The 20,824-nt window shown below is 73.6% G+C and carries 18 protein-coding genes; 7 read left to right on the top strand and 11 right to left on the bottom strand.

The window, feature by feature from the left end; all coding sequences use genetic code 11:
- Entirely contained in the window at positions 1-984 is a 984-nt protein-coding gene (locus tag AB0G56_RS00360) for an NAD-dependent epimerase/dehydratase family protein (RefSeq protein ID WP_360962198.1), read from the bottom strand.
- A 409-nt stretch (positions 985-1,393) separates the two neighbouring features.
- Between AB0G56_RS00360 and AB0G56_RS00355 the strand changes: the two genes are divergently transcribed.
- Both AB0G56_RS00355 and AB0G56_RS00350 read left to right on the top strand, forming a co-directional pair.
- Complete coding sequence (locus AB0G56_RS00355) at positions 1,394-3,133, top strand: ABC transporter ATP-binding protein (protein ID WP_360961244.1); 1,740 nt, start codon at positions 1,394-1,396, stop codon at positions 3,131-3,133.
- On the top strand, positions 3,130-4,959 hold the full coding sequence (locus tag AB0G56_RS00350; protein WP_360961242.1) for an ABC transporter ATP-binding protein: 1,830 nt from the start codon (positions 3,130-3,132) through the stop codon (positions 4,957-4,959). The genes AB0G56_RS00355 and AB0G56_RS00350 overlap by 4 nt, the downstream gene beginning before the upstream one ends.
- A gap of 183 nt (positions 4,960-5,142) precedes the next feature.
- Here the strand turns inward: AB0G56_RS00350 and hemA are convergent, their stop codons facing one another.
- Positions 5,143-6,369: a 5-aminolevulinate synthase gene (hemA, locus tag AB0G56_RS00345; RefSeq protein ID WP_360961239.1), complete on the bottom strand. Its 1,227-nt coding sequence runs from the start codon at positions 6,367-6,369 to the stop codon at positions 5,143-5,145.
- A gap of 235 nt (positions 6,370-6,604) precedes the next feature.
- Here hemA and AB0G56_RS00340 point away from each other — a divergent pair, with 235 nt between their 5' ends.
- Complete coding sequence (locus AB0G56_RS00340; protein WP_360961236.1) at positions 6,605-8,173, top strand: long-chain fatty acid--CoA ligase; 1,569 nt, start codon at positions 6,605-6,607, stop codon at positions 8,171-8,173.
- A 24-nt stretch (positions 8,174-8,197) separates the two neighbouring features.
- Here AB0G56_RS00340 and AB0G56_RS00335 read toward each other — a convergent pair whose 3' ends face one another.
- From AB0G56_RS00335 to AB0G56_RS00325, 3 genes are all read right to left on the bottom strand, one after another.
- Positions 8,198-9,178, bottom strand: a complete 981-nt coding sequence (locus tag AB0G56_RS00335) for a hypothetical protein (RefSeq protein ID WP_360961233.1) — start codon at positions 9,176-9,178, stop codon at positions 8,198-8,200.
- A gap of 114 nt (positions 9,179-9,292) precedes the next feature.
- Positions 9,293-10,057: a glucose 1-dehydrogenase gene (locus AB0G56_RS00330; RefSeq protein WP_360961230.1), complete on the bottom strand. Its 765-nt coding sequence runs from the start codon at positions 10,055-10,057 to the stop codon at positions 9,293-9,295.
- Between the two features lie 61 nt (positions 10,058-10,118).
- The gene (locus AB0G56_RS00325; RefSeq protein WP_360961227.1) at positions 10,119-10,904 is read right to left on the bottom strand and encodes an SDR family NAD(P)-dependent oxidoreductase; all 786 of its coding nucleotides are present in this window, start codon (positions 10,902-10,904) and stop codon (positions 10,119-10,121) included.
- 164 nt (positions 10,905-11,068) lie between these two features.
- Between AB0G56_RS00325 and AB0G56_RS00320 the strand changes: the two genes are divergently transcribed.
- Positions 11,069-11,728 carry a TetR family transcriptional regulator gene (locus AB0G56_RS00320; protein ID WP_360961225.1) on the top strand — a complete coding sequence of 220 codons (660 nt, stop codon included), beginning with the start codon at positions 11,069-11,071 and terminating at the stop codon, positions 11,726-11,728.
- A gap of 196 nt (positions 11,729-11,924) precedes the next feature.
- Here AB0G56_RS00320 and AB0G56_RS00315 read toward each other — a convergent pair whose 3' ends face one another.
- The 4 genes from AB0G56_RS00315 to AB0G56_RS00300 all read right to left on the bottom strand — a co-directional run bounded on the left by AB0G56_RS00315 (position 11,925) and on the right by AB0G56_RS00300 (position 15,648).
- Entirely contained in the window at positions 11,925-13,262 is a 1,338-nt protein-coding gene (locus tag AB0G56_RS00315) for a dicarboxylate/amino acid:cation symporter (RefSeq protein ID WP_360961222.1), read from the bottom strand.
- A gap of 109 nt (positions 13,263-13,371) precedes the next feature.
- The gene (locus AB0G56_RS00310; RefSeq protein ID WP_360961219.1) at positions 13,372-13,500 is read right to left on the bottom strand and encodes a hypothetical protein; all 129 of its coding nucleotides are present in this window, start codon (positions 13,498-13,500) and stop codon (positions 13,372-13,374) included.
- Between the two features lie 178 nt (positions 13,501-13,678).
- Entirely contained in the window at positions 13,679-14,614 is a 936-nt protein-coding gene (locus tag AB0G56_RS00305) for a serine hydrolase (RefSeq protein WP_360961216.1), read from the bottom strand.
- Positions 14,611-15,648, bottom strand: a complete 1,038-nt coding sequence (locus AB0G56_RS00300; RefSeq protein WP_360961213.1) for a LysR family transcriptional regulator — start codon at positions 15,646-15,648, stop codon at positions 14,611-14,613. Before AB0G56_RS00300 ends, AB0G56_RS00305 begins: the two co-directional genes overlap by 4 nt.
- Positions 15,649-15,804: 156 nt before the next feature.
- Between AB0G56_RS00300 and bla the strand changes: the two genes are divergently transcribed.
- Positions 15,805-16,761: a class A beta-lactamase gene (bla, locus tag AB0G56_RS00295; RefSeq protein WP_360961211.1), complete on the top strand. Its 957-nt coding sequence runs from the start codon at positions 15,805-15,807 to the stop codon at positions 16,759-16,761.
- Positions 16,762-16,811: 50 nt separating this feature from the next.
- Positions 16,812-17,726, top strand: a complete 915-nt coding sequence (locus AB0G56_RS00290) for a helix-turn-helix domain-containing GNAT family N-acetyltransferase (RefSeq protein ID WP_360961210.1) — start codon at positions 16,812-16,814, stop codon at positions 17,724-17,726.
- A 30-nt stretch (positions 17,727-17,756) separates the two neighbouring features.
- On the opposite strand, the gene AB0G56_RS00285 is transcribed toward AB0G56_RS00290, so the two are convergent.
- Complete coding sequence (locus AB0G56_RS00285; RefSeq protein ID WP_360961207.1) at positions 17,757-18,722, bottom strand: alpha/beta hydrolase; 966 nt, start codon at positions 18,720-18,722, stop codon at positions 17,757-17,759.
- A 98-nt stretch (positions 18,723-18,820) separates the two neighbouring features.
- Here AB0G56_RS00285 and AB0G56_RS00280 point away from each other — a divergent pair, with 98 nt between their 5' ends.
- Positions 18,821-19,228 carry a helix-turn-helix domain-containing protein gene (locus tag AB0G56_RS00280; protein WP_360961204.1) on the top strand — a complete coding sequence of 136 codons (408 nt, stop codon included), beginning with the start codon at positions 18,821-18,823 and terminating at the stop codon, positions 19,226-19,228.
- A 51-nt stretch (positions 19,229-19,279) separates the two neighbouring features.
- On the opposite strand, the gene AB0G56_RS00275 is transcribed toward AB0G56_RS00280, so the two are convergent.
- Positions 19,280-20,758 (bottom strand): glutamate-cysteine ligase family protein, encoded by a 1,479-nt coding sequence (locus AB0G56_RS00275; RefSeq protein WP_360961201.1) that lies wholly within the window; start codon positions 20,756-20,758, stop codon positions 19,280-19,282.
- Positions 20,759-20,824 lie beyond the last annotated feature (66 nt).

Raw genomic sequence — 20,824 nt, 5'->3', positions numbered from 1 at the left:
CTACGCCCGGTCGGTGGGCGTCATCCCGATGCGTCCGCCGTCGGTCGTCGGGGCGTGCGGCGACGCCGTCAGCGTCCGCCTGGCCCACTCGACCTGGGTGGCGAGCCCGGCCCGCAGCGGCGTGCGCGCGGTGAACCCGAGCCGCCGCTCGGCCCGGGACACGTCCGCGGTGGTGCAGCGCACGTCGCCGATGCGCGCCGCCCCGTACCGCACGTCGGGCCGCACGCCGGTCAGCTCGCCGGTGAGGGCGAGGATTTCGTTGACCGAGGAGGCGCTGCCCGTGCCCACGTTCAGGACGGTGCTGCCCCGCCCCGGGGCGCCGGCCGCGAGGGTCAGCGCGCGCACGATGTCGAAGACGTGCACGAAGTCGCGTACCTGCGTGCCGTCGCCGTACACCTCGATGGGCCTGCCCTGCAGGGCGGCGCCGATGACCCGGGAGATGAACATGTCGGGGCGCTGCCCCGGGCCGTACACGGTGAAGAAACGCAGGGCGCTGACCGTGAGCGCGGCGTCCCGGCGGGCGGCGAAGGCGAGCGCCAGCCGTTCCGCGGCCAGTTTGGTGACGCCGTAGGGCGACAGGGGCCGCGGCAGGTCGTCCTCGCTCATCCGTCCCTCCGCGCCGCCGTACACGCTCGACGACGAGGCCATGACCACGCGGGGGACCCCGGCGCGCACACACGCGTCCATCAGGCGCTGGGTGGCCAGCACGTTGCAGTGCAGATACTCGGGGAATTGCGTCCAGGACGGCCGGACGCCCGGTAACGCGGCCAAGTGGAAGACCACGGAGGCGTCTTCCAGACATTCCGCAAGATCCGAGAAGGCGAGGTCACCGCGGATGGCGCGTAATGATCCCATCGTCGCGGACGGCTGGATCTCACGCTCCGTCCAGGACGCTTTACGATCAATCCCCACGACGTGCGCGCCGCCGCGCCTGAGGGATTCCACGAGGTGCGACCCGATGAAACCGGCCGCCCCCGTGACCACCACTTTCCCGGTCTGAGCGGATGATTTCCCGGTGGACCCGCCGGGCTCTTTCCCGGCCGCGCCGTCCTCGTCCCGCGCGTCACCCGACATGAGAATCCCCCTTGCGTCGAACGAACCCGAATGTTCAAGGCGGTGCTCTGTGCTGGTGCCGGCCCCGGGCGCCGGACGGCCGGGACCACGGTCCCTCGGACGCACCCGGAAGAAAACAGGGCCAAGGAATTGTGGCCGAAAACAGTCGGCCCACTCCGCTGTCGAACGCGATCAATCGGCCCAGAAGACCCGTGGAGTCTAGCAGCGCGCCGAAACCGCAGCAACGGTCCGCATTTCCCCGGGTCCCGCACGATTCCCCCCGAGCGGGCCGGACTTTATCCTGGGGCTTTCCGCCGCCCGGCGAAGGGGGAGGAACGCGTTGACGGCCAGTCCGTTACGGCAGCTGTCCCTGCTGATCCGCTATCTGCGCGGCGAACGGCCGGCCGTCGCACTGCTGGCGGTGCTCGTGCCGCTCGGCATCGCACTCCAGCTCGCCGCCCCCTACCTGCTGCGCCGGTTCGTCGACGACACGCTCTCGCAGCGGCCCTCCGCCGCCCTGCTCGGCGTCGCCCTGTGGTACCTGGCCGCCGCCCTCGGCCTGCTCGCGGCGACCATCACCACCGACGCCGTCGCCTCCAGGCTCGCCTGGCGCGGCACCAACCGGCTCAGGGCCGACCTGGTCGACCACAGCCTGCGCCGCTGCGCACGCTTCTACCAGAGCCACCCGCCAGGCGAACTCGTCGACCGCATCGACGGCGACGTCACCCGCCTCGCCGCCGTGATGTCCGCACTGCTCCTCGAAGTCGCCGCGCAGGCCCTGCTGGCCGTCGGCATCCTCGCCGCCCTCTTCCTGCTCGACTGGCGCCTCGCCCTGGTCTTCGCCCCGCTCGCCGCGGGCACCCTCGTCCTGCTGCGGCGCCTGGCCGGCCGCGCCATGCCCTTCGTCGCCGCCCGCCGCCAGGCCTCCGCCGACCTGCTCGGCTTCCTGGAGGAGCGGCTGGCCGCCGCCGAGGACCTGCGCGTCAACGGCGCCCGCGACGCGACCCTCGCCGCCCTGACGGCGCGCCAGGACGAGCTGTACCGGCGGGCCCGCCGGGCGGCGCGCGTCTCGGTGCGCTGGCCCGCCACCGTGCAGGGCCTGTCCACCGCGAGCGTCGTCCTCGCCCTCGCCGTCAGCGTGTGGCTGCACTCCCAGGGCCGCCTCACCACCGGCACGGCGTTCGCCGCCCTCTCCTACGCCATGCTGCTGCGCCGCCCCCTGCTCGCGATCACGACCCGCTTCCAGGACCTGGAGGAAGCGGCGGTCTGCGTACGGCGGCTGCGGGAGCTGCTGCCCACCCAGGACACCGCACGCCCCGGCACCGGACGCCGCCTGCCCCCAGGACCGCTCACCGCCGCCCTCGACCGCGTGACCTTCTCCTACGAGCCCGGCGAGCCCGTGCTGCGGGAGGTGTCCTTCCGGCTGGAGCCCGGGGAACGGCTCGGCGTCGTCGGCCGCACCGGAAGCGGCAAGTCCACCGTCCTGCGGCTGCTGTTCGCACTCCACCACCCCGAGCACGGCACCGCGCGGGTCGGCGGACAGGACGTGCGCGCCCTCGACCCCGGGTCGCTGCGCCGCCGGGTCGCCCTGGTCACCCAGGAGGTCCAGGTCTTCCACGCCACCCTCCGGGAGAACCTGACCTTCTACGACCCCGCCGTCGACGACGACCGGCTGTGCGCCGCGCTGGACGAGGCCGGGCTCACCGACTGGCGCCGCGCCCTGCCCGACGGACTCGACACCGTGCTCGGCGCCGGCGGGCGCGGCATGTCCGCCGGGGAGGAACAACTGCTCGCCCTCGCCCGGGTGTTCCTGCGCGACCCCGCACTGGTGCTCATGGACGAGCCCACGGCGCGGCTCGACCCGCACACCGAAGCGCTCCTGCTGCCCGCGCTGGAACGCCTCCTCGCGGACCGCACGGCCGTCGTCGTCCAGCACCGGCCGCACGCCCTGAGCCACGTCGACCGCATCCTCGTCCTCGACGAGGGCGCGGTCGTCGAGGACGGGCACCGCACCACCCTGGCCGCCGACCCGACCTCCCGCTTCCACGGACTGCTGCACACCGGCCGGGGGACCACGTGAAGACCACTCCACCGGCACCCGGCGCACAGGACACCGGCGGCGCGGGCCCGGCCGACGGAGCACGGGCCACCGTCGGACGGCTCACGACGGCCCTGCGCGGTTCGGCCACGGCCTACTGGACGCTGACCGCCCTGTGGGTGCTGCTGCGGGCCGGGACCCTCGCCGTCGGACTGCTCTTCCAGCGCCTGTTCGACGGCTTCGACCGCGGCGACGGGGTCTGGCTGCTCATCGCCTGGGTCGCCGCGGTCGAGACGGCACGGCTGTGCCTGCAGTTCGGCGTGATGATCAACCGGCTGGAGCCGCGGGTGCAGTACCGCACCACCGCCCGGTTGCGCCACGCGCTGCTGGGCACCGCGCTGCGCCGGCCGGGAACCACGGTGAGCACGCCCGGGGAGACGCTGCGCGCGGTCGGCGAGGACGTCGACGAGACCGGCTTCTTCGTCGCCTGGGCCCCCACCAACCTCGCGCACTGGCTGTTCGTCATCGCCTCCGTCACGCTCATGATGCGCATCGACGCCGTCGTCACCAGCGCGCTGCTGGTCCTGCTCGTCCTGATCACGGCGGTCACGGGCGCCGTGCACGGCCGGTTCCTGCGCTACCGGCGCACCACGCGCACCGCCTCGGCCCGGGTGGCCGGCGCGCTGCGGGAGGCGGTCGGCAACGTCCGCGCCGTCCAGGCCGCGGCCGCCGAGGACCACGTGAGCGCGCACATCGCCCGGCTCGACGACGCGCGCGCCCGGGCCGCCGTGCGCGAGGAACTCTTCGCCGGGGTGCAGCGCACGGTGATCGCCAACGCGGCACCGGTCGGCGTCGGCGTGGTGCTGCTGCTCACCTCCGGGCGGGCCCGCCACGGCGCTTTCAGCGTCGGCGACCTGGCCCTGTTCATGTTCTACCTGCAGATCCTGGCCGAAGCCCTGGCCTCGATCGGCATCCTCTCCGTCCGCCTGCAGAGGGTCTCCGTGGCGCTCGCCCGGATCGCCGGGTTCCTCGGCGCCCACCCGCCCGAGCCGCCCGACGGCGCCGGACCCGAGCCGCCCGACGACGCCGGACCCGACGGCCCGGACGGCCCGGGCGACCGACCGGGCGGCGGCCCCCCGCTGCGGGAGCTGACCGTACGCGGACTGACCGCCCGGTACGCCGGCACCGGACACGGCGTCCACGACGTCGACCTGAGCGTCGTACGCCACGGCGTGACCGTGGTGACCGGCGGTGTCGGCGCGGGCAAGACCACGCTGCTGCGGGCCGTGCTGGGACTCGTGCCGTGCGAGCACGGCAGCGTGCTGTGGAACGGCGAACCGGTGCGCGACCCCTGCGCCTTCCTCGTCGCCCCGCGCTGCGGGTACACCCCGCAGGCGCCCCGGCTGTTCAGCGGCTCGGTCCGCGAGAACGTGCTGATCGGCGCGGACGACGACGCCGCCGTCCTCACCGGTGCCGTGCACACGGCGGTGCTCGGCCCCGACCTGGCCGCCATGCGGGACGGCGCGGACACCGTCGTGGGGCCGCGCGGGCTGCGGCTGTCCGGCGGCCAGCTGCAACGGGTCGCCGTCGCCCGGATGCTGGCCCGGCGCCCCGAGCTCCTGATCCTCGACGACGTCTCCAGTGCCCTCGACCCCGACACCGAACGCCTGCTGTGGCAACGGCTGCTGGCCCGGCGCGCCACCGTCCTCGCGGTGACGCACCGGCCCGCGCTGCTGCGCGCGGCGGCCCGGGTGGTCGTCCTCAAGGACGGGCGGGTGGACGCGGCCGGAACCCTGGAGGAGGTGCTCGCCGCGTCGCGGGAGATGCGGCGGATCTGGACGGGGGGCGACAGCGGCACCGACCGGTGAGAGGGCAGCCCGGAAGAGAGCACCGACCGGTGAGAGGACATCCCGGAAGAGAGCACCGACCGGAGCGGGGACATCCGTCGGTGAGAGAAGACCCGCCGGTGTGAGCGCACCCACCGGTGAGGGGTGAGCGACCGCATGCGGCCGGTGGTGCCGTCCGTCAGCCGGGGCCGGGACGGTGCTGCTTCACCGCAGCCGGGCGACCTCGCGCGGCAGGCTCCCGCGCGGCGCCTCCAGCTCGGACCAGACGGCGTCCAGGGCGGCGGCGAACTCCCGCACGGCGGCGGGTTCGTGCACCGCGGACGGCGCGACCCGCAGGATCTCCTCACCGGCCGGGACACTGGGCGCGTTCACGGCCTGCACGTAGATGCCGTACCGCTCCAGCAGCCGGGCGGACATCCGCTTGCACAGGCGGTCCTCGCCCACCAGCACGGACACGATGTGGGTCCGGTCGGACAGGAACGGGATGCCACGCTCGCGCAACAACCCGTGCAGCAGACGGGCGTTGACGGCCAGCCGCTCCCTCTCCTGTTCGGAGCCCCGCAGGTGGCGCACCGCGGCGAGGGCGCCCGCGGCGACCGCGGGAGGCAGCGCGGTGGTGAAGATGAACGAGCGCGCGAAGGCGCGGACCGCGTCCATGAGCACCGTGGGCCCGGCCACGTAGCCGCCCGTCATGCCGAACCCCTTGGCGAGCGTGCCCATCACCAGTGTGAAGGAGGAGGCGATGCCCTCCCGCGCGGCGATGCCCGCGCCCTGGGGGCCGTACATGCCGACGGCGTGCACCTCGTCCAGGAAGGTCACCGCGTCGTACCGCCGGGCGAGGTCGGCGATCCGGGCCAGCGGGGCGATGTCCCCGCGCATCGAATGCACCGACTCCGTGACGACGAGTTTCGGCCGACCGGCGTCCACGGAGGCCAGCAGTTCCTCCAGGTGCGCGCAGTCGTTGTGGCGGTAGATGAATTTCTCGGCGCCGCTGTGCCGCAACCCGTCGATGATCGACGCGTGGTTCAACTGGTCGGAGAAGACGGCGCAGTCGTCGATGCGTCCCGCGAGCACCGACAGCGCCCCCTCGTTGGCCGAATAACCGGAGGTGAACAGCACCGCGTCCTCCTTTCCGTGCAGCGCGGCGAGTTCCTCCTCCAGGGCCACGTGGCAGTGGTTCGTGCCGCCTATGTTGCGCGAACCCCCGGAACCCGCACCGTATTCGTCGACGGCGTCCTTCATCGCGGCGAGAACCTTCGGGTGCTGCCCCATACCCAAGTAGTCGTTGCTGCACCAGACGGCGATTTCGCCATGGTGCGCGGTGTCCGCGGCGGGGAATCGGCCGGCGACACGGCCGAGCTGGAGGAACTCCCTTTTCCGTTCGGCCGTTTCCTCGGCGAGACGAGCGAAGAAATCCATGTACTCGGACATGTCGGGGCCCACTCCCTGTCGCTTCCCAACCGGCGCGGGCCATCGTAGGATGCGCTGCGGTGCTTGCACAGTGCGCGTTGCACGCTCTCGAAATCGCTCGAAGCGGAGTGCAGATGACCGAATGTGAAGCCGCCGGCGCAGGTGAAGATTCTTTTTCCCGGCTTCCTCAATTCCCTTGCCGCCCCACCGGGACGGTCAGCTGTCCGCGGAGCCCCGCCGCGACGGACGGGCGGCGATGACGGGCGGTGCGACCCTGTCGGCGGCCCACGTCCTCGCGGACACCGCGCGGCTGCGCCCCGACGCCACCGCTCTGGTGGCCGACGGCGCGCGCGTCCCCTACGGCGCACTGTGGCAGGACGCCCTGCGGTACGCGGCGGCGCTGCGCCGGCAGGGCGTCGGCCCCGGCGACCGCCTGGCGCTGCTGCTGTCCAACACCGCCGAGTTCCCGAAGGCCTATTACGGGGCGCTCGCCGCCGGCGCCACCGTGGTCCCGGTGAACGCCCTGCTGAAGACGGCGGAGATCACCTACATCCTGCGGCACTCGGGCGCACGGGCCCTGGTCTGCGAGGGTGCCCTGCTGGCCGAGGGCGAACAGGCGGCGACGGCGGCGCGGGTCCCGCTGCTGACCGTGGCGGCCCCCGGCCCGGCCCCCGCGGGCCCTTTGGCCCTGGACGTGCTCGCCGCCGGCACGCCGCCGCTGGACGCCGCCGTGCCGCGCGCCCCGGGCGACATCGCGGTCGTCCTCTACACCTCGGGCACCACGGGCCGCCCCAAGGGCGTCATGATCAGCCACTTCAACCTGGTGATGAACATCGACACGACGATGCTCGCACCGTTCGCCATGCGCCCCGAGGACGTGGTGCTCGGCGCCCTGCCGCTCTTCCACACCTTCGGACAGGTCTGTGCCATGGGCACGTGCTTCCGCGCCGGGGCGACCCTCGTGCTGATGCGGCGCTTCAGCGCGGAAGGAGCGCTCGCGCTGATGACCGCCGAGCGGTGCACCGTGCTCATGGGGGTGCCGACGATGTACGTCGCGCTGCTCCAGGCCGTACGCGACAGCCCGGCGCGGCCCCGCCCCGACCGGGCGTACTCCGGCGGCTCGGCCCTGCCCGTCCAGGTCCTGGCGGACTTCGAAGCCGCCTTCGGCTGCCCGGTCTACGAGGGCTACGGCCTGACCGAGGCCTCCCCGTGCGTCGCCTACAACCAGCCGGGCCTGCCCCGGCGGCCCGGCACCGTGGGGCACCCGATCAGGGGGGTCGAGGTGCGGATCGCCCGGCCCGGCACGGCGGACCGCGTCGAGGTGCTTCCGGCGGGGCAGAGGGGCGAGATCGTGGTCCGCGGCCACAACGTCATGGCGGGCTACCTCGACGACCCCGGGGCGACCGGGGCCGCGCTGGTCGACGGCTGGCTGCGCACCGGCGACCTGGGCGTCCTGGACGCGGACGGCCGTCTGACCGTCGTCGACCGTACGAAGGACCTGATCGTGCGCGGCGGTTACAACGTCTACCCGCGGGAGGTGGAGGAACTGCTCGCCACCCACCCGGCGGTGGCCCAGTGCGCGGTGGTCGGCGTCCCGGACGCCCGCCTGGGCCAGGAGGTGTGCGCCGTGGTGGTGCCGCGCCCGGGGCGCGCCCCGGACGGCCGTCTGGCCGAGGAGATCATCGCCTGGAGCAGGGAGCGGATCGCCGCCTACAAGTACCCGAGGCGCGTCGAGTTCGCCGGCGCGCTCCCGCTGGGCCCCAGCGGCAAGGTCCTCAAACGCCGGCTCACCGCGGACCTCGGCGCCCCGCGCCCGGGAGGCTGACGGCCTCCCGGACGCGGGAGCGGCTCAGGACGCCGGGCCGGCCGGCGGGGCGCCGGTGACCGCGGCCCGGTAGAGCGCGCTCACGGCGGTCCCGAAGTAGGCGCTGTAGGAGACCTGCGAGGTGTTGCCGCCGGTGTGGTAGCCGCCGATCACCCCGACCACCGCCCAGCCGCCGAACCACGGCACCAGCATCGGCCCGCCGCTCGTCCCGCCGACGAAGGCGTCGCAGGCGATGCGCGGGAACGTCCCGGGCTCCGCCGGGTCGTCACTGGCCCACGGCGTGGTCCAGCTCCAGCACTCCAGCGGCTCGGCGGCGCCCGCCGGGTAGCCGATCATCCGTACGGGCGCGTGGACGTACCCGGTACCGGTGAGCAGCCGGATTCCGCCGACGGCGTCCTGGAGCGGTGTCCCGTCCTGGTCCGGCTCGGTGACGGCGAGGGCCACGTCGTACTCGGCCCCGGCACGGGAGCCCAGGTCGTAGTACTGCTGCGGGACGTAGACCCCTCCGACGCGGACCGGGAAGACACCGAACGGCTTCAGCCCGTCGTGGTACTGCGGCACGAAGGCCAGGTGCCGCTTCGGCGACGTGCCGGCGTAACCCTTCAGGCAGTGCCCGGCGCTGAGCACGAGCGAGCGGCCGGGGCTGCGCACCACGGAGCCGCTGCAGGTGCGTCCGGTGCCGCCGGCGTCCGTCCAGAAGAAGGTGCCCGCCTGCGGTATGCCGGTGAAGCTTCTGCTGGGCGGGATGTACTCGCCGGGCCGGGGCCCGTCCACCGCGGGCGGGGCGGCGGAGGCGGCCGGCCCGGCCCCGGCGCCCTTGGCGGTGTCGCCGGGCAGGGCCGCCGCCATCCTGGCCGGTGTCCAGTAGGCGTCGAGCCCGGCCGCGACGGGGTTCGGACCGGCCGGGCCGCCGTCGGCGAAGGCCGCCGGGGCGAGTCCGGCGCAGAGCATCAGGGCCGACGCGCAGGCGGCGGCGTAGCGGACGATCCTTGTATTGCGCACCATCAGTTCCCCTCGGAGCGGACACAAGTGACGGTTCACCCTACGGGCGGCCCGTGCCCGCGTCCGCCGTTCCGCACAGCGGGAGGGCCGGTCGGTGCGGGCCGGTCCGGTGCGCGCTCACTGGCCCATGACGTACTTCACCGTCGGCCCGGTGGTCCAGCCGCCGTCCACGGCGAGTTCGGCGCCCGTGACGTACGACGCGGCGTCCGAGAGCAGGTACACGACGGCGCTCGCGATCTCGTGCGGCTCACCGACCCGTCCCATGGGGGTGTTCGGGTACTTGCCCTCGCCGCGCTCGATACCGACGGACGCGGTCATCGGGGTGTACGTCATCCCGGGGTGCACCGAGTTGACCCGGATCCGGGCGGTGCCCAGTTCCACCGCGCCGATCTTCGTCAGCCCCCGCACGCCCCACTTGGAGGCGCCGTAACCGGCGGTCAGGGCGAGACCCATCAGGCCCGCCGCCGAGGAGACGTTGACGATGGAACCGCCGCCGGCCTCCTTCATCGCGGGGATCACGCTCCGCATGCCGATGAAGACACCGGTGAGGTTGATGTCGAGCACCTTGCGGAAGTGCTCGACGGACTCGGACTCCAGCAGCTGCCCGGTCGAGATGCCGGCGTTGTTGACGAGTCCGTGCAGGCCGCCGAACTCCGCGACGGCGAAGTCGGCGACCGCGCGCCAGTCCTGCTCCGAGGTGACGTCGTGCCGCAGGAAGCGGGCGTGCGGGCCGAGTTCGGCGGCGGTGGCCTCGCCCTCGCTCTCCAGTACGTCGGTGATGACGACGCGGGCGCCGGCGGCGACCGCCTGACGTGCCGCCTCGGCGCCCAGGCCGCGGGCCGCGCCGGTGACGACGACGGTCCTGCCGGTGAGGTCGTGCATGATGTGCTCCTTGGGGTGTGATCCTGGCGGGCGGGCGCCCGCGCGGACGGCCGGCGGCCCGTCAGAAGTGGGTGCCGCCGTCGATGCGGACCTCGGTGCCGGTGATGAACCGGCCGTCCTCGCTGGCGAGCATCGCGACCACGGACGCCACCGTCTCGGGGCCCGCGAAGCCCTGGCCGAGCGCCGGGGCGAGCTTCACGAACAGGCTCATGTCGGCGTCCTCGGGCAGCCCCGGGCCCGCGCTCTGCCCGCTGGCGCCGCTGCCGTCCGTCATGCCGGAGGAGATGGAACCCGGCTGCACGGCCGTGAACCGGATGCCGCGCCCCGCGTACTCGGCGGCCAGCGCGTGCGTCATGGACTGGATGCCGCCCTTGCTCGCCGCGTACGCCGCCATGTAGGGGTGCGCGAACATCGCGGAGGTCGAGCTGAAGTTGACGACCGCCGCGTCCCGCCCCTCCAGCAGCGCCGGTATGCACTCGCGGATCACCAGGAAGGTGCCGACCAGGTTGACCTGGAGGACGCGGGTGAAGGCCTCCAGGCTCGTCTCGTGGGTGTGCGAGGAGCGCAGGATCCCGGCCGCGTTGACCAGGACGTCCAAGCCGCCGAGCGCGGTGAGGGCCGAGGCGGCCCCCTCGCGTACCGAGGTCTCGTCGGCGATGTCGACCACGAGCGGGGTGAGCCGGTCCGCCGCGGCACCGGCCTTCGCGACGGTGTCCCGCAGACCCCGCTCGCTGACGTCGGCGGCCACGACGGTGCCGCCCTCCGACAGGATGCGCAGCACGGTGGCCTGGCCGATGCCCGAGCCGCCGCCGGTGATCAGTGCGCGACGGCCTTCATAGCGGTTCATGTGCGTGTCTCCAACCCGGCCCCGGCGGTCGCCGACGGGGCCATGCGGCGCCGGGTCTTCTCGCGCCCGGCGCTCCCGATGCCGTCACGGTACGCCTCGATGACACGTTTTGCCACATCGTCGTACCGTGCCGGACATCGCTTCGGAGGCGTAGGCTTCGGCGGGTGAGCACGAAGCCGTCCGCGACCCTGACAGAGCGCCGCAAGGCCGCCACCCAGCTCGACATCGCCCACGCGGCGGCCGAACTCTTCGCCACGAGGGGCCCCGACGGCACGACGGCCGAGGAGATCGCCCGGCGGGCGGGGGTCGCGCTGCGCACCTTCTACCGGTACTTCCGCTCCAAGCAGGACGCCGTCAGCCCGCTGCTCGCCGACGGCGCCGACCGCTGGCGGTCCCTGCTGGAGGCCGCCGAGCCCGGCACCCCCCTCCCGCAGGCACTTGAGAACGCGGTCTCCCAGGCTCTCGCCACACCGGACGACGAAGCGGTGCAGGCGCTGCTGCGCACCCGCGGGCTGCTGCGCGCCGCGGCGGACGATCCGGCGCTGCGGGCGGTCTGGTACCGCGTCAACCAGGAGTCCGAGGAGCGGCTCCTCCCGGTGCTCGCCCGGCTCGTGGGGCAGGACGCCAGGTCACTCGAGGTGCGGCTGGCGGCGGCCGCCGCCACCGACGCGATCCGTATCGCGCTGGAGACCTGGGCGGGCACCGAGGCCGGCACGCAGGGTCCCGACTCACCCGCCGGTCTCGCGCTGCGCTGCCTGCACCGCTTGGTCGGCGTCATGGAGCCGTGGGGACGGCAGGAAGCCGCCGGGGCCAAGGCCCGCTGAGGCGTGCCTGCCGGGCGGGGCCCGCAGGTGCAAGGCGCCGCCGGACGCGAAAGGCCTCGGCCCGCCGGGAAGACCTCAGCCCCGCCGAAAGACCTCAGCCCCGCCGAAAGACCTCGGCCCCGCCGGAAGGATCCGGCGGGGCCGAGGGGACGGGTGCCCGGGGCGGGCGGCGGGGCGGCGGGGCGGCGGCGGGGCGTCAGCCGGCCACCGGCGCGGGCTGCTGCGGCTCGCTGTAGACGCTCTCCACCTCGTCGACCGGGGAGGCCGTCGCGTGGTCGTACTTCGTGTGGTCGAGGATCTTCTCGCGGGCGGCGACGAGGACCGGGATGAGTGCCTGGCCCGCCACGTTGGTCGCGGTGCGCATCATGTCCAGGATCGGGTCGATCGCGAGCAGCAGGCCCACGCCCTCCATCGGCAGGCCGAGGGTGGACAGGGTGAGTGTCAGCATGACCGTCGCACCGGTCAGACCGGCGGTGGCCGCCGAGCCGATCACCGAGACGAAGGCGATGAGCAGGTACTCCTTGACCCCCATGTGCACGTCGAAGATCTGCGCCACGAAGATCGCGGAGATGGCCGGGTAGATCGCCGCGCAGCCGTCCATCTTGGTCGTCGCGCCGAACGGCACGGCGAAGGAGGCGTAGTCCTTGGGGACGCCGAGGCGGATCGCCGACTGCTGGGTGACCGGCATGGTGCCGACCGAGGAGCGGGAGACGAACGCCAGCTGGATCGCCGGCCAGGCGCCCTTGAAGAACTGCAGCGGGTTGAGCTTGGCCACGGTGGCGAGCAGCAGCGGGTACACGCCGAACAGGACCAGGGCGCAACCGACGTAGATGTCCACGGTGAAGGTGGCGTAGTTGCCGAGCAGGTTCCAGCCGTACTGCACGATGGCGCGGCCGATGAGGCCCGCGGAGCCGATCGGGGCGAGCAGGATCACCCACCACAGGGCCTTCTGCAGCAGTTCGAGGATGGACTCGGACAGGGTGAGGATCGGCTGGGCCTTCGGGCCGATCTTCAGGACCGCGACACCGGCGACGACCGCCATGAAGACGATCTGCAGGACGTTCAGTTCGGTGAACGGGGTGACGACGTCGGTCGGGATGATCCCGGTCAGGAAGTCGAGCCAGCTGCCCGCGTGGTCGGGCTTGGCGCCGTCGGCCGCGGTGAGGTCCGAGCCGGAGCCGGGGTTGGAGACCAGGCCGATCACGAGGCCGATCACCACCGCGATCAGCGAGGTGATCATGAACCAGAGCAGGGTGCGGCCGGCCAGCCGGGCCGCGTTGTTGACCTTGCGCAGGTTGGTGATGGACACCATGATCGCGAAGAAGACCAGCGGGGCCACGGCCAGCTTCAGCAGCTGGATGAAGATGCCGCCCACCTTGTCGAGGGTGGTGGCGAGCCAGGACACGTCGTAGGTACGGGCGACGAAGCCGAGTACCAGGCCGACGGCGAGGCCGAGCAGCACCTGGGCCCAGAAGGGGACGGGTATCCGGAAGCCGGACTTCGCGGGCTTGGGTTCAGCGGTGTTCGCGGACACGGACACACTCCAGTAGGAACGCGCGGGGCGGGACGAGCGGGGACGTACGTACAGGAAGCAGCGACCGTGAAGAAGTGTCAACGGCGCCGCCGCATCGGGAAGTTCGCGCTCAGGCGCGACAGGCCGCGGACATGCAGCGGCAGAGATCGACGTGCAGGCGCGCCACGAGCGGTACGCCCGTGACGGCGCGGCGGACGCCCGGGGAGGCGTCGGCGCGGTGCGCGGCTGCTGTCTTCATGACAGGAACGTTAACACTTGTACTTTGAGAACCTCAAAGCGAGTCTTTGATCGAAGCTGACCCGCTCGCTCCCATGGCGCCGGCCCGCTCGCTCCCATGGCGCCGGCCCGCTCGCTCCCATGGCGCCGGCGCCGCTCTCGGTGCCGCACCCCCGCACTCCGTGCCGCACCCCCCGCTCTCAGTGCCGCAGCGCCTCGAAAGCGTCGCGCGCGGCGGTCCCGATGGCGAGGTCGATGTCCGGGGCCAGTCCGGCCCGCCGGTCGGAGCGGGTGAGGGCGGCTATCGCCACCCGGTGCCCGGAGTCGGCCTCCACCACACCGATCTCGTGCCGCAGGTGCAAGAACGTGCCGGTCTTGCCGCTCACCCGCAGCGCGTCGGCGCGCAGCTCGCTCGCGAGCCGCTGGGTGAAGAGCTGCGCCCCCATCAGCCGGCGCAGCTCCGCGGTCGCCGCGGGCCGGGAGATCTCGTCGTGCCACACGCGGTGCAGCAGGTCGACGAGCGCTGTGGCGCTCCCGGCGTTGGCGCGCGCCGGATCCAGCATCTCCAGGGTGTGCCGGCCCGAGCGCTCGTCCCGGACGGCCAGCTCCAGGGCGAGGGAGAAGTCGTTCCCGGCCGCTCCGGCGGCGCACTCGTACATCCGGTTCATCCGGTGCCGCACCCGCAGGTCGCCGCAGTCCCAGGCACGCAGCCGGGCGTCGACGTCCGCCGCCGGGACCAGGCCGAAGAGCGCGTCCGCGGCGGCGTTGTCGCTGACCGACAGCATCAGGTGCAGCAGGTCGCCGACGGCCACGGTGGCCGGGTGCCGGAACGCCGACAGCCCCGTGGGCCCGACGCTGCTGGTGGCCGGGTCGACCGTCACCGGCCGGTCGGCGTCGAGGTCACCGGCCGCGATCCGGTCCAGCACCACCAGGGCGAACGGGACCTTGACGACCGAGGCGAGCGGCACGGGCGTCCGGGCGTCGAAGCCGAGCTGCGCGCCCGTGCCGAGGTCACGGGCGAGGAAGGAGCCGCGCATCCCGAGCGCCGCCCAGTGCGCCGCGATCGCCTCGGCGACATCGAGGAGCGCACCGTCACCGACGAAGTGCGCCGGACGGTACGGCGGGCCCGCGCTCACCCGTGCGCCGCCAGCCGCGCCACCGCGTCCGTGTCGCCGTCCCCGCCCGCGGACCGCGCCGCCGCCGGTCCGGGCGCCGCGGCACCGGTCCCGGAGGCCAGTACGGTCACCAGCCAGCGGGGCACCGGCCGCGCCACCGGCTGCCGCTCGCTCGCGTGCGGGGCGTACCCCCGGTGCAGCGAGGCGTCGTGCAGTGGCGCCCAGGCGACGCCGTGCAGCCGCGCGAACGGTTCGGTGCACAGCAGCCGCACCCGCCCGGCCAGGGTCTCCGCGAGCGCGGTCGCCGTCGGCCCCGCCGGGCGCAGCAGGCCTTCCGGCAGTCCGGCCCGTGCCACGGCGCGGCCGAGCCGGTCCGCCGCGAACGGAACCTGGTCCTCCGCCACGGTGAGCAGCGGGAGCGCGGTCCGCGGGGGCGCGGCGCCGCGCCCCCGGCGGGGCCGCAGGTCCTCCAGGTGGACCGGGCGGGCACCGGGCGCGCGGCTGCCCGGCGCTCCGGCCGGTGCAGCCGCCGGGTCCCGTGCCTCCGACGCTTCCCGCGGCTGCGGTGCGGGCGCGCTGCCCACACCGAGCGGCACCCGCAGCGGGGCGTTCTCCGGGGCCACCCGCACCAGCGCGTACGCCAGTGATCCGTCGGCCAGACCCGCCTCCCGCCGCTCCGGCGGCAGTTCCTGCACCCCGAGCGTCACGCCGTGCTCGGCGCCCGCGCGGATCACGCGCGCCAGGGCCGCGGGCCCGCAGTCGGCGGGCATCCCCACCATGCGCACGGCCGACTGCCGGGCCGAGCGCGCGGCCCGCCGCAGCCGCTCGGTCCGCTCCAGCACGTCCTGGGCGTACGGCAGCAGCAGGACCCCGAACTCCGTGGTCGCCACCTGGCGCCGCGAACGGTCGAACAGGAGGCCGCCGAAGTGCTCCTCCAGCGTCTTGATGCGACGGCTGAGGAGGGGCTGGGCGATCCCGAGCCGGTCGGCGGCACGGGAGAAGCTCGCCTCGTCGACGGTCGCGACGTAGGCCTCCAGGTGCGCGAGCAGATCCATGGCCCTTTCATATCAATAAGTAATGTGACCATCAATGTTCACTCTTGGACATGAGCGCCCTCCCGCTGATTCGCTGGTCCCCGTCGGCGGCTCCGGCTCCGGCGGCTCCGGCGGCCGGCGACGACAGCGAAACGGACGAACGGGAGATCTCTGTACATGACCAGTGACAGCCCCCTGCGGCGGCGCGGCCTCTTCAAGGCCGGCCTCGCCCTCTCCACGGCCGTGCTCGCCCCCGCCGTGACGGCCGCCCCGGCGAAGGCGGCGGCCGGGACACCCGCGTCGGCGAAGGCCGTACCGGCCGGGGCGGCGGCCGGATCGCGTCGCGCTGCGGACGAACTGGGTAGACTCGAACGAATGTACGATGCCCGGCTCGGCGTCCAGGCCCGCAACGCCCGCACCGGGCAGACCCTCTCCTACCGGGCGGGGGAGCGGTTCGCGATGTGTTCGACGTTCAAGGTCTTCGCCGCCGCGGCCGTCCTGCGCGACCACGGCCGCTGCGCGCCCCTGGACAAGGTCGTGCACTACCCCCCGGCGGACATCCTGCCGAACTCCCCGATCACCGAGAAGCACGTCGACAGCGGCATGACCGTGGGCGAGCTGTGCGCGGCGGCGATCCAGTACAGCGACAACGCAGCGGGCAACCTGCTGCTGCGCGAGCTGGGCGGACCGGCCGGCCTCACCCGCTTCTTCCGCTCCCTCGACGACCGGGTGACCGGCCTCGACCGCTGGGAGACCGATCTGAACACCGCGGTGCCGGGCGACCCGCGTGACACGACCACGCCCGGGGCGCTCGCGGCGAGCCTGGAGCGGCTGACCCTGGGGCGGGCGCTGACCGGCGGTGACCGTGAACAGCTCATCACCTGGCTGAAGGGCAACACCACCAGCGCCGAACGCTTCCGCAAGGGGCTGCCGGAGGGCTGGGTCGTCGCCGACAAGACGGGCACCGGGGACTACGCGTCCGCCAACGACATCGGCGTCGCCTGGACGACCCGCGGCACCCCCGTCGTGCTGACGGTCCTCACCTCGAAGTCCGCGAAGGACGCGGCCGTGGACAACGCCCTCGTCGCCGAGGCGGCCGGTGTCGTCGCGCGCACCCTCGCTCCGGGCGAGTGACGGGACCCACCCCGCTGGCCCCGCGTCCATCCTCTGACTAGAGTCAGAGGATGGACGCGGGACAGATCGAGCGGGTGCGGCGCTTCAACCGCACGGTGACCGGACGCGTGGGCGTGCTCCACGACCACTACCTGGGGCGCGACCGCCCAGTCGGCGAGGCCAGACTGCTCTGGGAGATCGGCGAGCAGGGCCAGGACGTACGACGGCTGCGCGAGCGCCTGGGGCTCGACTCCGGGTACGTCAGCCGGCTCCTGCGCTCCCTGGAGGCCGACGGGCTGGTGACCGTGGAGCCGCAGCCCCGCGACCGGCGGGTGCGCACTGTCCGGCTCACCGGCCGGGGCCGTGCCGAGCGCGCCCTGCTCGACGCCCGCAGCGACGACCTGGCCGGCTCGCTCCTCGCCCCGCTCAACGACGCCCAGCGCGCCCGGCTGGTCACCGCGATGGCCGAGGTCGAGCGGCTGCTGACCGCGGCGACCGTCACGCTGGACACGGTCGCCCCAGACCATCCCGACGCCCAGTACTGCCTGCGGTCCTACTTCACCGAGTTGCAGGAGCGCTTCGACACCGGCTTCGACCCGGCGCGGAGCCTGCTGCCCGACGCGGGCGAACTCCTGCCGCCCCGGGGCCTGTTCCTCGTCGCCCGGCTGCACGGCGAACCCGTGGGCTGCGCGGGCCTGAAGCTGCCGCCCGGCGCCCCGGCGGAGATCAAACGCATGTGGGTCGCCCCGCAGGCCCGCGGGCTCGGCCTCGGCCGCCGCTTCCTGGCCGAACTGGAGGCGCGGGCCGCCCGGCACGGCTGCGACCTGCTTCGCCTGGACACCAACAAGGCGCTGATCGCCGCGCGGTCGCTGTACCACTCCTGCGGCTTCGAGGAGGTGGCCGCCTTCAACGACGAGCCGTACGCCCACCACTGGTTCGAGAAGCGGATCACCGCGCCGGCGCCCGGCGGCCCCGGCACCGGCTGAGGATCGGCGCGGCCGGGCGGGGCGGCACGCTCAGCGGTCGGCGGCGAGGAAGGGCAGCAGCAACTCCAGCAGGGCGGCGGGACGGTCGAGCGGGATGATGTGGCCGCAGTCCTCCAGGACGTGCCCGGTCAGCCGGTCGGCGTGGGGCCGCAGCTGGTGTTCGAGCGCGCGGCCCACCGGGTGGGCGCCGATCGTGAGGGCGGGCACCGTCAGCCGGGCCGCGGCCGCGGCCGCGCGGATCTGCCGGTCGCTCTCCGGCAGCGCCCGGTAGGGGCCGAGCGCCCCGCGCAGTGCCCCCGGCCTCGCGTAGGCGGCGACGATCGCGTCGCGGACGTCCTTGCGCACGCCGCGCCCGAGCGTGCCGCGATCGAGGAACCACTCCACGTACGGCGCCTCGTTCCCGGAAAGGACGCGCTCCGCGAGCCCCGCTTCACCGTGGAAGCCGAACCACCAGGGCGGGCCGCCGGCCAGGAAGTCCCCGGCGCCGGGCAGGCTTCCCAGCAACGACTCCATCAGCACGACCCGCCGCACCAGGCCGGGCCGGCGCATGGCCAGCAGGAAGGCGGGCGGGGTGCCGGCGTCGATGCCCACCACCGCCGCCGAGGTCACGCCGAGGGCCGCCAGCAGGCTCTCGGCGTCGGCCGCCAGGGTGCCCGCGTCGTATCCGTCCGCCGGCCGGTCGCTGTCCCCGAAGCCGCGGAGGTCCGGGGCGATGACCCGGTACCGGCCGGCGAGTTCGGCGAGGACGTCGGTCCACAGCCGCCAGGTGTGCGGGAAGCCGTGCAGCAGCAGGACGGCCGGCCCCCGCCCGGCGAGCGCCACGTTCAGCTCGACACCGCCCACCGCGACCCGGCGCACCTCGACGTCGACGACGGTGCCCGTGGCGTCGACGGTGGTGCCTGTGACGTCGGGGCCGGTGCGTGCGGCGTCGGCGATGCTCGTCGCATCCGTCGTGTCCGCCGGGTTGATCGCGTTCGTCGTTTCCGTCGCACCCATGTTGTGCTCCCTTGAGTAACCGATGGTGACAAGGAAACCGTAGGGAACTAACCTGGACCGGCCAAGACCGCACTTCTCCCTCAGGTGGTGAGTTCCAGGTGACCTCCCAGGCCACGGACGTCCCCGCCCCCGCCCCCGGGCGCGGCGACCTGTTCGACCCGCAGTGCCCGACCCGCGCCCTGCTCGACCGTATCGGGACGAAGTGGACGTCGATGGCGGTCAAGGTGCTGGCGCGGGAGCACCCCGGCGAGGTGCGCTTCGGCGAGCTGCAACGCCGGATGCCGGGGGTCTCGCAGAAGATGCTGTCGGTCACCCTGCGCAACCTGGCGTGCGACGGTCTGGTCGCGCGCCGGGTCGAGCCGTCCGTCCCGCCCGGCGTGCACTACCGGCTCACGCCGCTCGGCCTGTCCCTGGAGAGCGTGCTCGCCGCGGTCCGGACCTGGGCCGAGGAGCACATGGCCGAGGTGGACCGGGCGAGGGAGGCGAGCCTTCGGGAGGGGACCTGAGCAGCCGACCGGCCCACGGCCCCGAGCCGGGGGCGGCCCGTGCCGTTCGGGTCAGTCCACCGGCCAGGTGTGCGCCGGAGCGTTGAGGTGCATGTAGTCGATGTACAACTGCGTCATCCGGCGCAGCGACTCATGACGGCCGGCGCGGCCGGCGGCGTCGAGGCGGTGGAACATCTCCTTCTGCCACACCGCACCGTTGCGGCCGGTCACGCACCGCTGCTCGATGATGCCGAGCAGTGGCTCCCGCCAGGCCTCGTCCATCCCGGAGAGTTCCAGTCCCTCGTGGGCCATCGGCAGCAGTCGCCGCAGGACGAGTTCGGGCACCGGGACCTCGCCCGTCCCGGGCCAGTACAGCCGGGCTTCGATACCGTGCCGTGCCGCCGTGTGGAGGTTGTCCTCGGCGGCCGAGAAGGACATCCGCGACCACACCGGCCGGTCCTCCTCCACCAGGGCCCGGGTGATCCCGTAGTAGAACGCCCCGTTGGCGAGGGTGTCGGCGACGGTCGGGCCCGCGGGCAGCACACGGTTCTCCACCCGCAGGTGCGGCTTGTCCTGGGCGACGGCGTAGACCGGACGGTTCCAGCGGTAGATGGTGCCGTTGTGCAGGGTCAGTTCGGCCAGTTCGGGGATGTCGCCGCGGTCCAGCGTCTCGGCGGGGTCCTGTTCGTCGCAGAGCGGCAGCAGCGCCGGGAAGTAGCGGAGGTTCTCCTCGAAGAGGTCGAAGACGCTGTTGATCCACCGCTCCCCGAACCAGACCCGCGGCCGCACCCCCTGCACCTTGATCTCCTGCGGGCGGGTGTCGGTGGCCTGCTCGAACAGCGGGATCCGGGTCTCGTGCCACAGTTCCCTGCCGAACAGGAACGGCGAGTTCGCCGCGAGCGCGACCTGGACCCCCGCGACCGCCTGCGCCGCGTTCCAGTAGCCGGCGAACTCCTCCGGTGAGACCTGGAGATGGAACTGGGTGCTGGTGCAGGCGGCCTCCGGGGTGATCGTGTCCGCGTACGTGCGCAGCCGGTCGACGCCGTCCACCTCGATGTGCAGATCCTCGCCCCGCGCCGCGAAGACCTGGTCGTTGAGCAACCGGTAGCGCGGGTTCTCCGAGAGCGCCGCCTGGCCCACGTCCTCCTGCCGCAGCGTGGGCAGGATGCCGACCATGATCAGGTGCGCGCCGACCGACCTGGCACGCCGGTCCGCGTGATTGAGCGCGGCCCGGATCTCGGACTCCCACGCGTCGGGGCCGCCCGCCGTCAGCGCCCGGGGCGGGATGTTGGTCTCCAGGTTGAACCGGCCCAGTTCGGTGGCCCAGGCGGGATCCGCGATCGCCTCCAGCACGTCGACGTTGCGCATCGTCGGCTCCGCCCGGTCGTCGACGAGGTTCAGCTCGATCTCCAGCCCCACCTGGGGACGCCCGGACTCGAACCGTGACTCGCGCAGCATCTGCGCGAACGCGTCGAGACAGTCCTGCATCTTGCCGCGGTACCGGCGGCGGTCCTCGCGGGTGAAGACCGTCGCCGGGACGTCCCGTCCCATCGGCGCTCCCCGGTCGACTTCTGGCCCCCTCGGACAGCTGTCCCCCCCAGCGTCGCACCCCCGGCC

It is taken from the genome of Streptomyces sp. NPDC021356 (genome assembly GCF_040641015.1).
GTDB lineage: Bacteria > Actinomycetota > Actinomycetes > Streptomycetales > Streptomycetaceae > Streptomyces.
This window is presented reverse-complemented; position numbering and strand designations above follow the sequence as displayed.

Coding starts and splice junctions, on each gene's coding strand:
- AB0G56_RS00330 (WP_360961230.1), bottom strand. CDS start 10,057: ATGCACGACCTCACCGGCAGGACCGTCGTCGTCACCGGCGCGGCCCGC.
- AB0G56_RS00340 (WP_360961236.1), top strand. CDS start 6,605: ATGACGGGCGGTGCGACCCTGTCGGCGGCCCACGTCCTCGCGGACACC.
- hemA (WP_360961239.1), bottom strand. CDS start 6,369: ATGTCCGAGTACATGGATTTCTTCGCTCGTCTCGCCGAGGAAACGGCC.
- AB0G56_RS00325 (WP_360961227.1), bottom strand. CDS start 10,904: ATGAACCGCTATGAAGGCCGTCGCGCACTGATCACCGGCGGCGGCTCG.
- AB0G56_RS00310 (WP_360961219.1), bottom strand. CDS start 13,500: ATGAAGACAGCAGCCGCGCACCGCGCCGACGCCTCCCCGGGCGTCCGC.
- AB0G56_RS00290 (WP_360961210.1), top strand. CDS start 16,812: ATGGACGCGGGACAGATCGAGCGGGTGCGGCGCTTCAACCGCACGGTG.
- bla (WP_360961211.1), top strand. CDS start 15,805: ATGACCAGTGACAGCCCCCTGCGGCGGCGCGGCCTCTTCAAGGCCGGC.
- AB0G56_RS00285 (WP_360961207.1), bottom strand. CDS start 18,722: ATGGGTGCGACGGAAACGACGAACGCGATCAACCCGGCGGACACGACG.
- AB0G56_RS00275 (WP_360961201.1), bottom strand. CDS start 20,758: ATGGGACGGGACGTCCCGGCGACGGTCTTCACCCGCGAGGACCGCCGC.
- AB0G56_RS00335 (WP_360961233.1), bottom strand. CDS start 9,178: ATGGTGCGCAATACAAGGATCGTCCGCTACGCCGCCGCCTGCGCGTCG.
- AB0G56_RS00300 (WP_360961213.1), bottom strand. CDS start 15,648: ATGGATCTGCTCGCGCACCTGGAGGCCTACGTCGCGACCGTCGACGAG.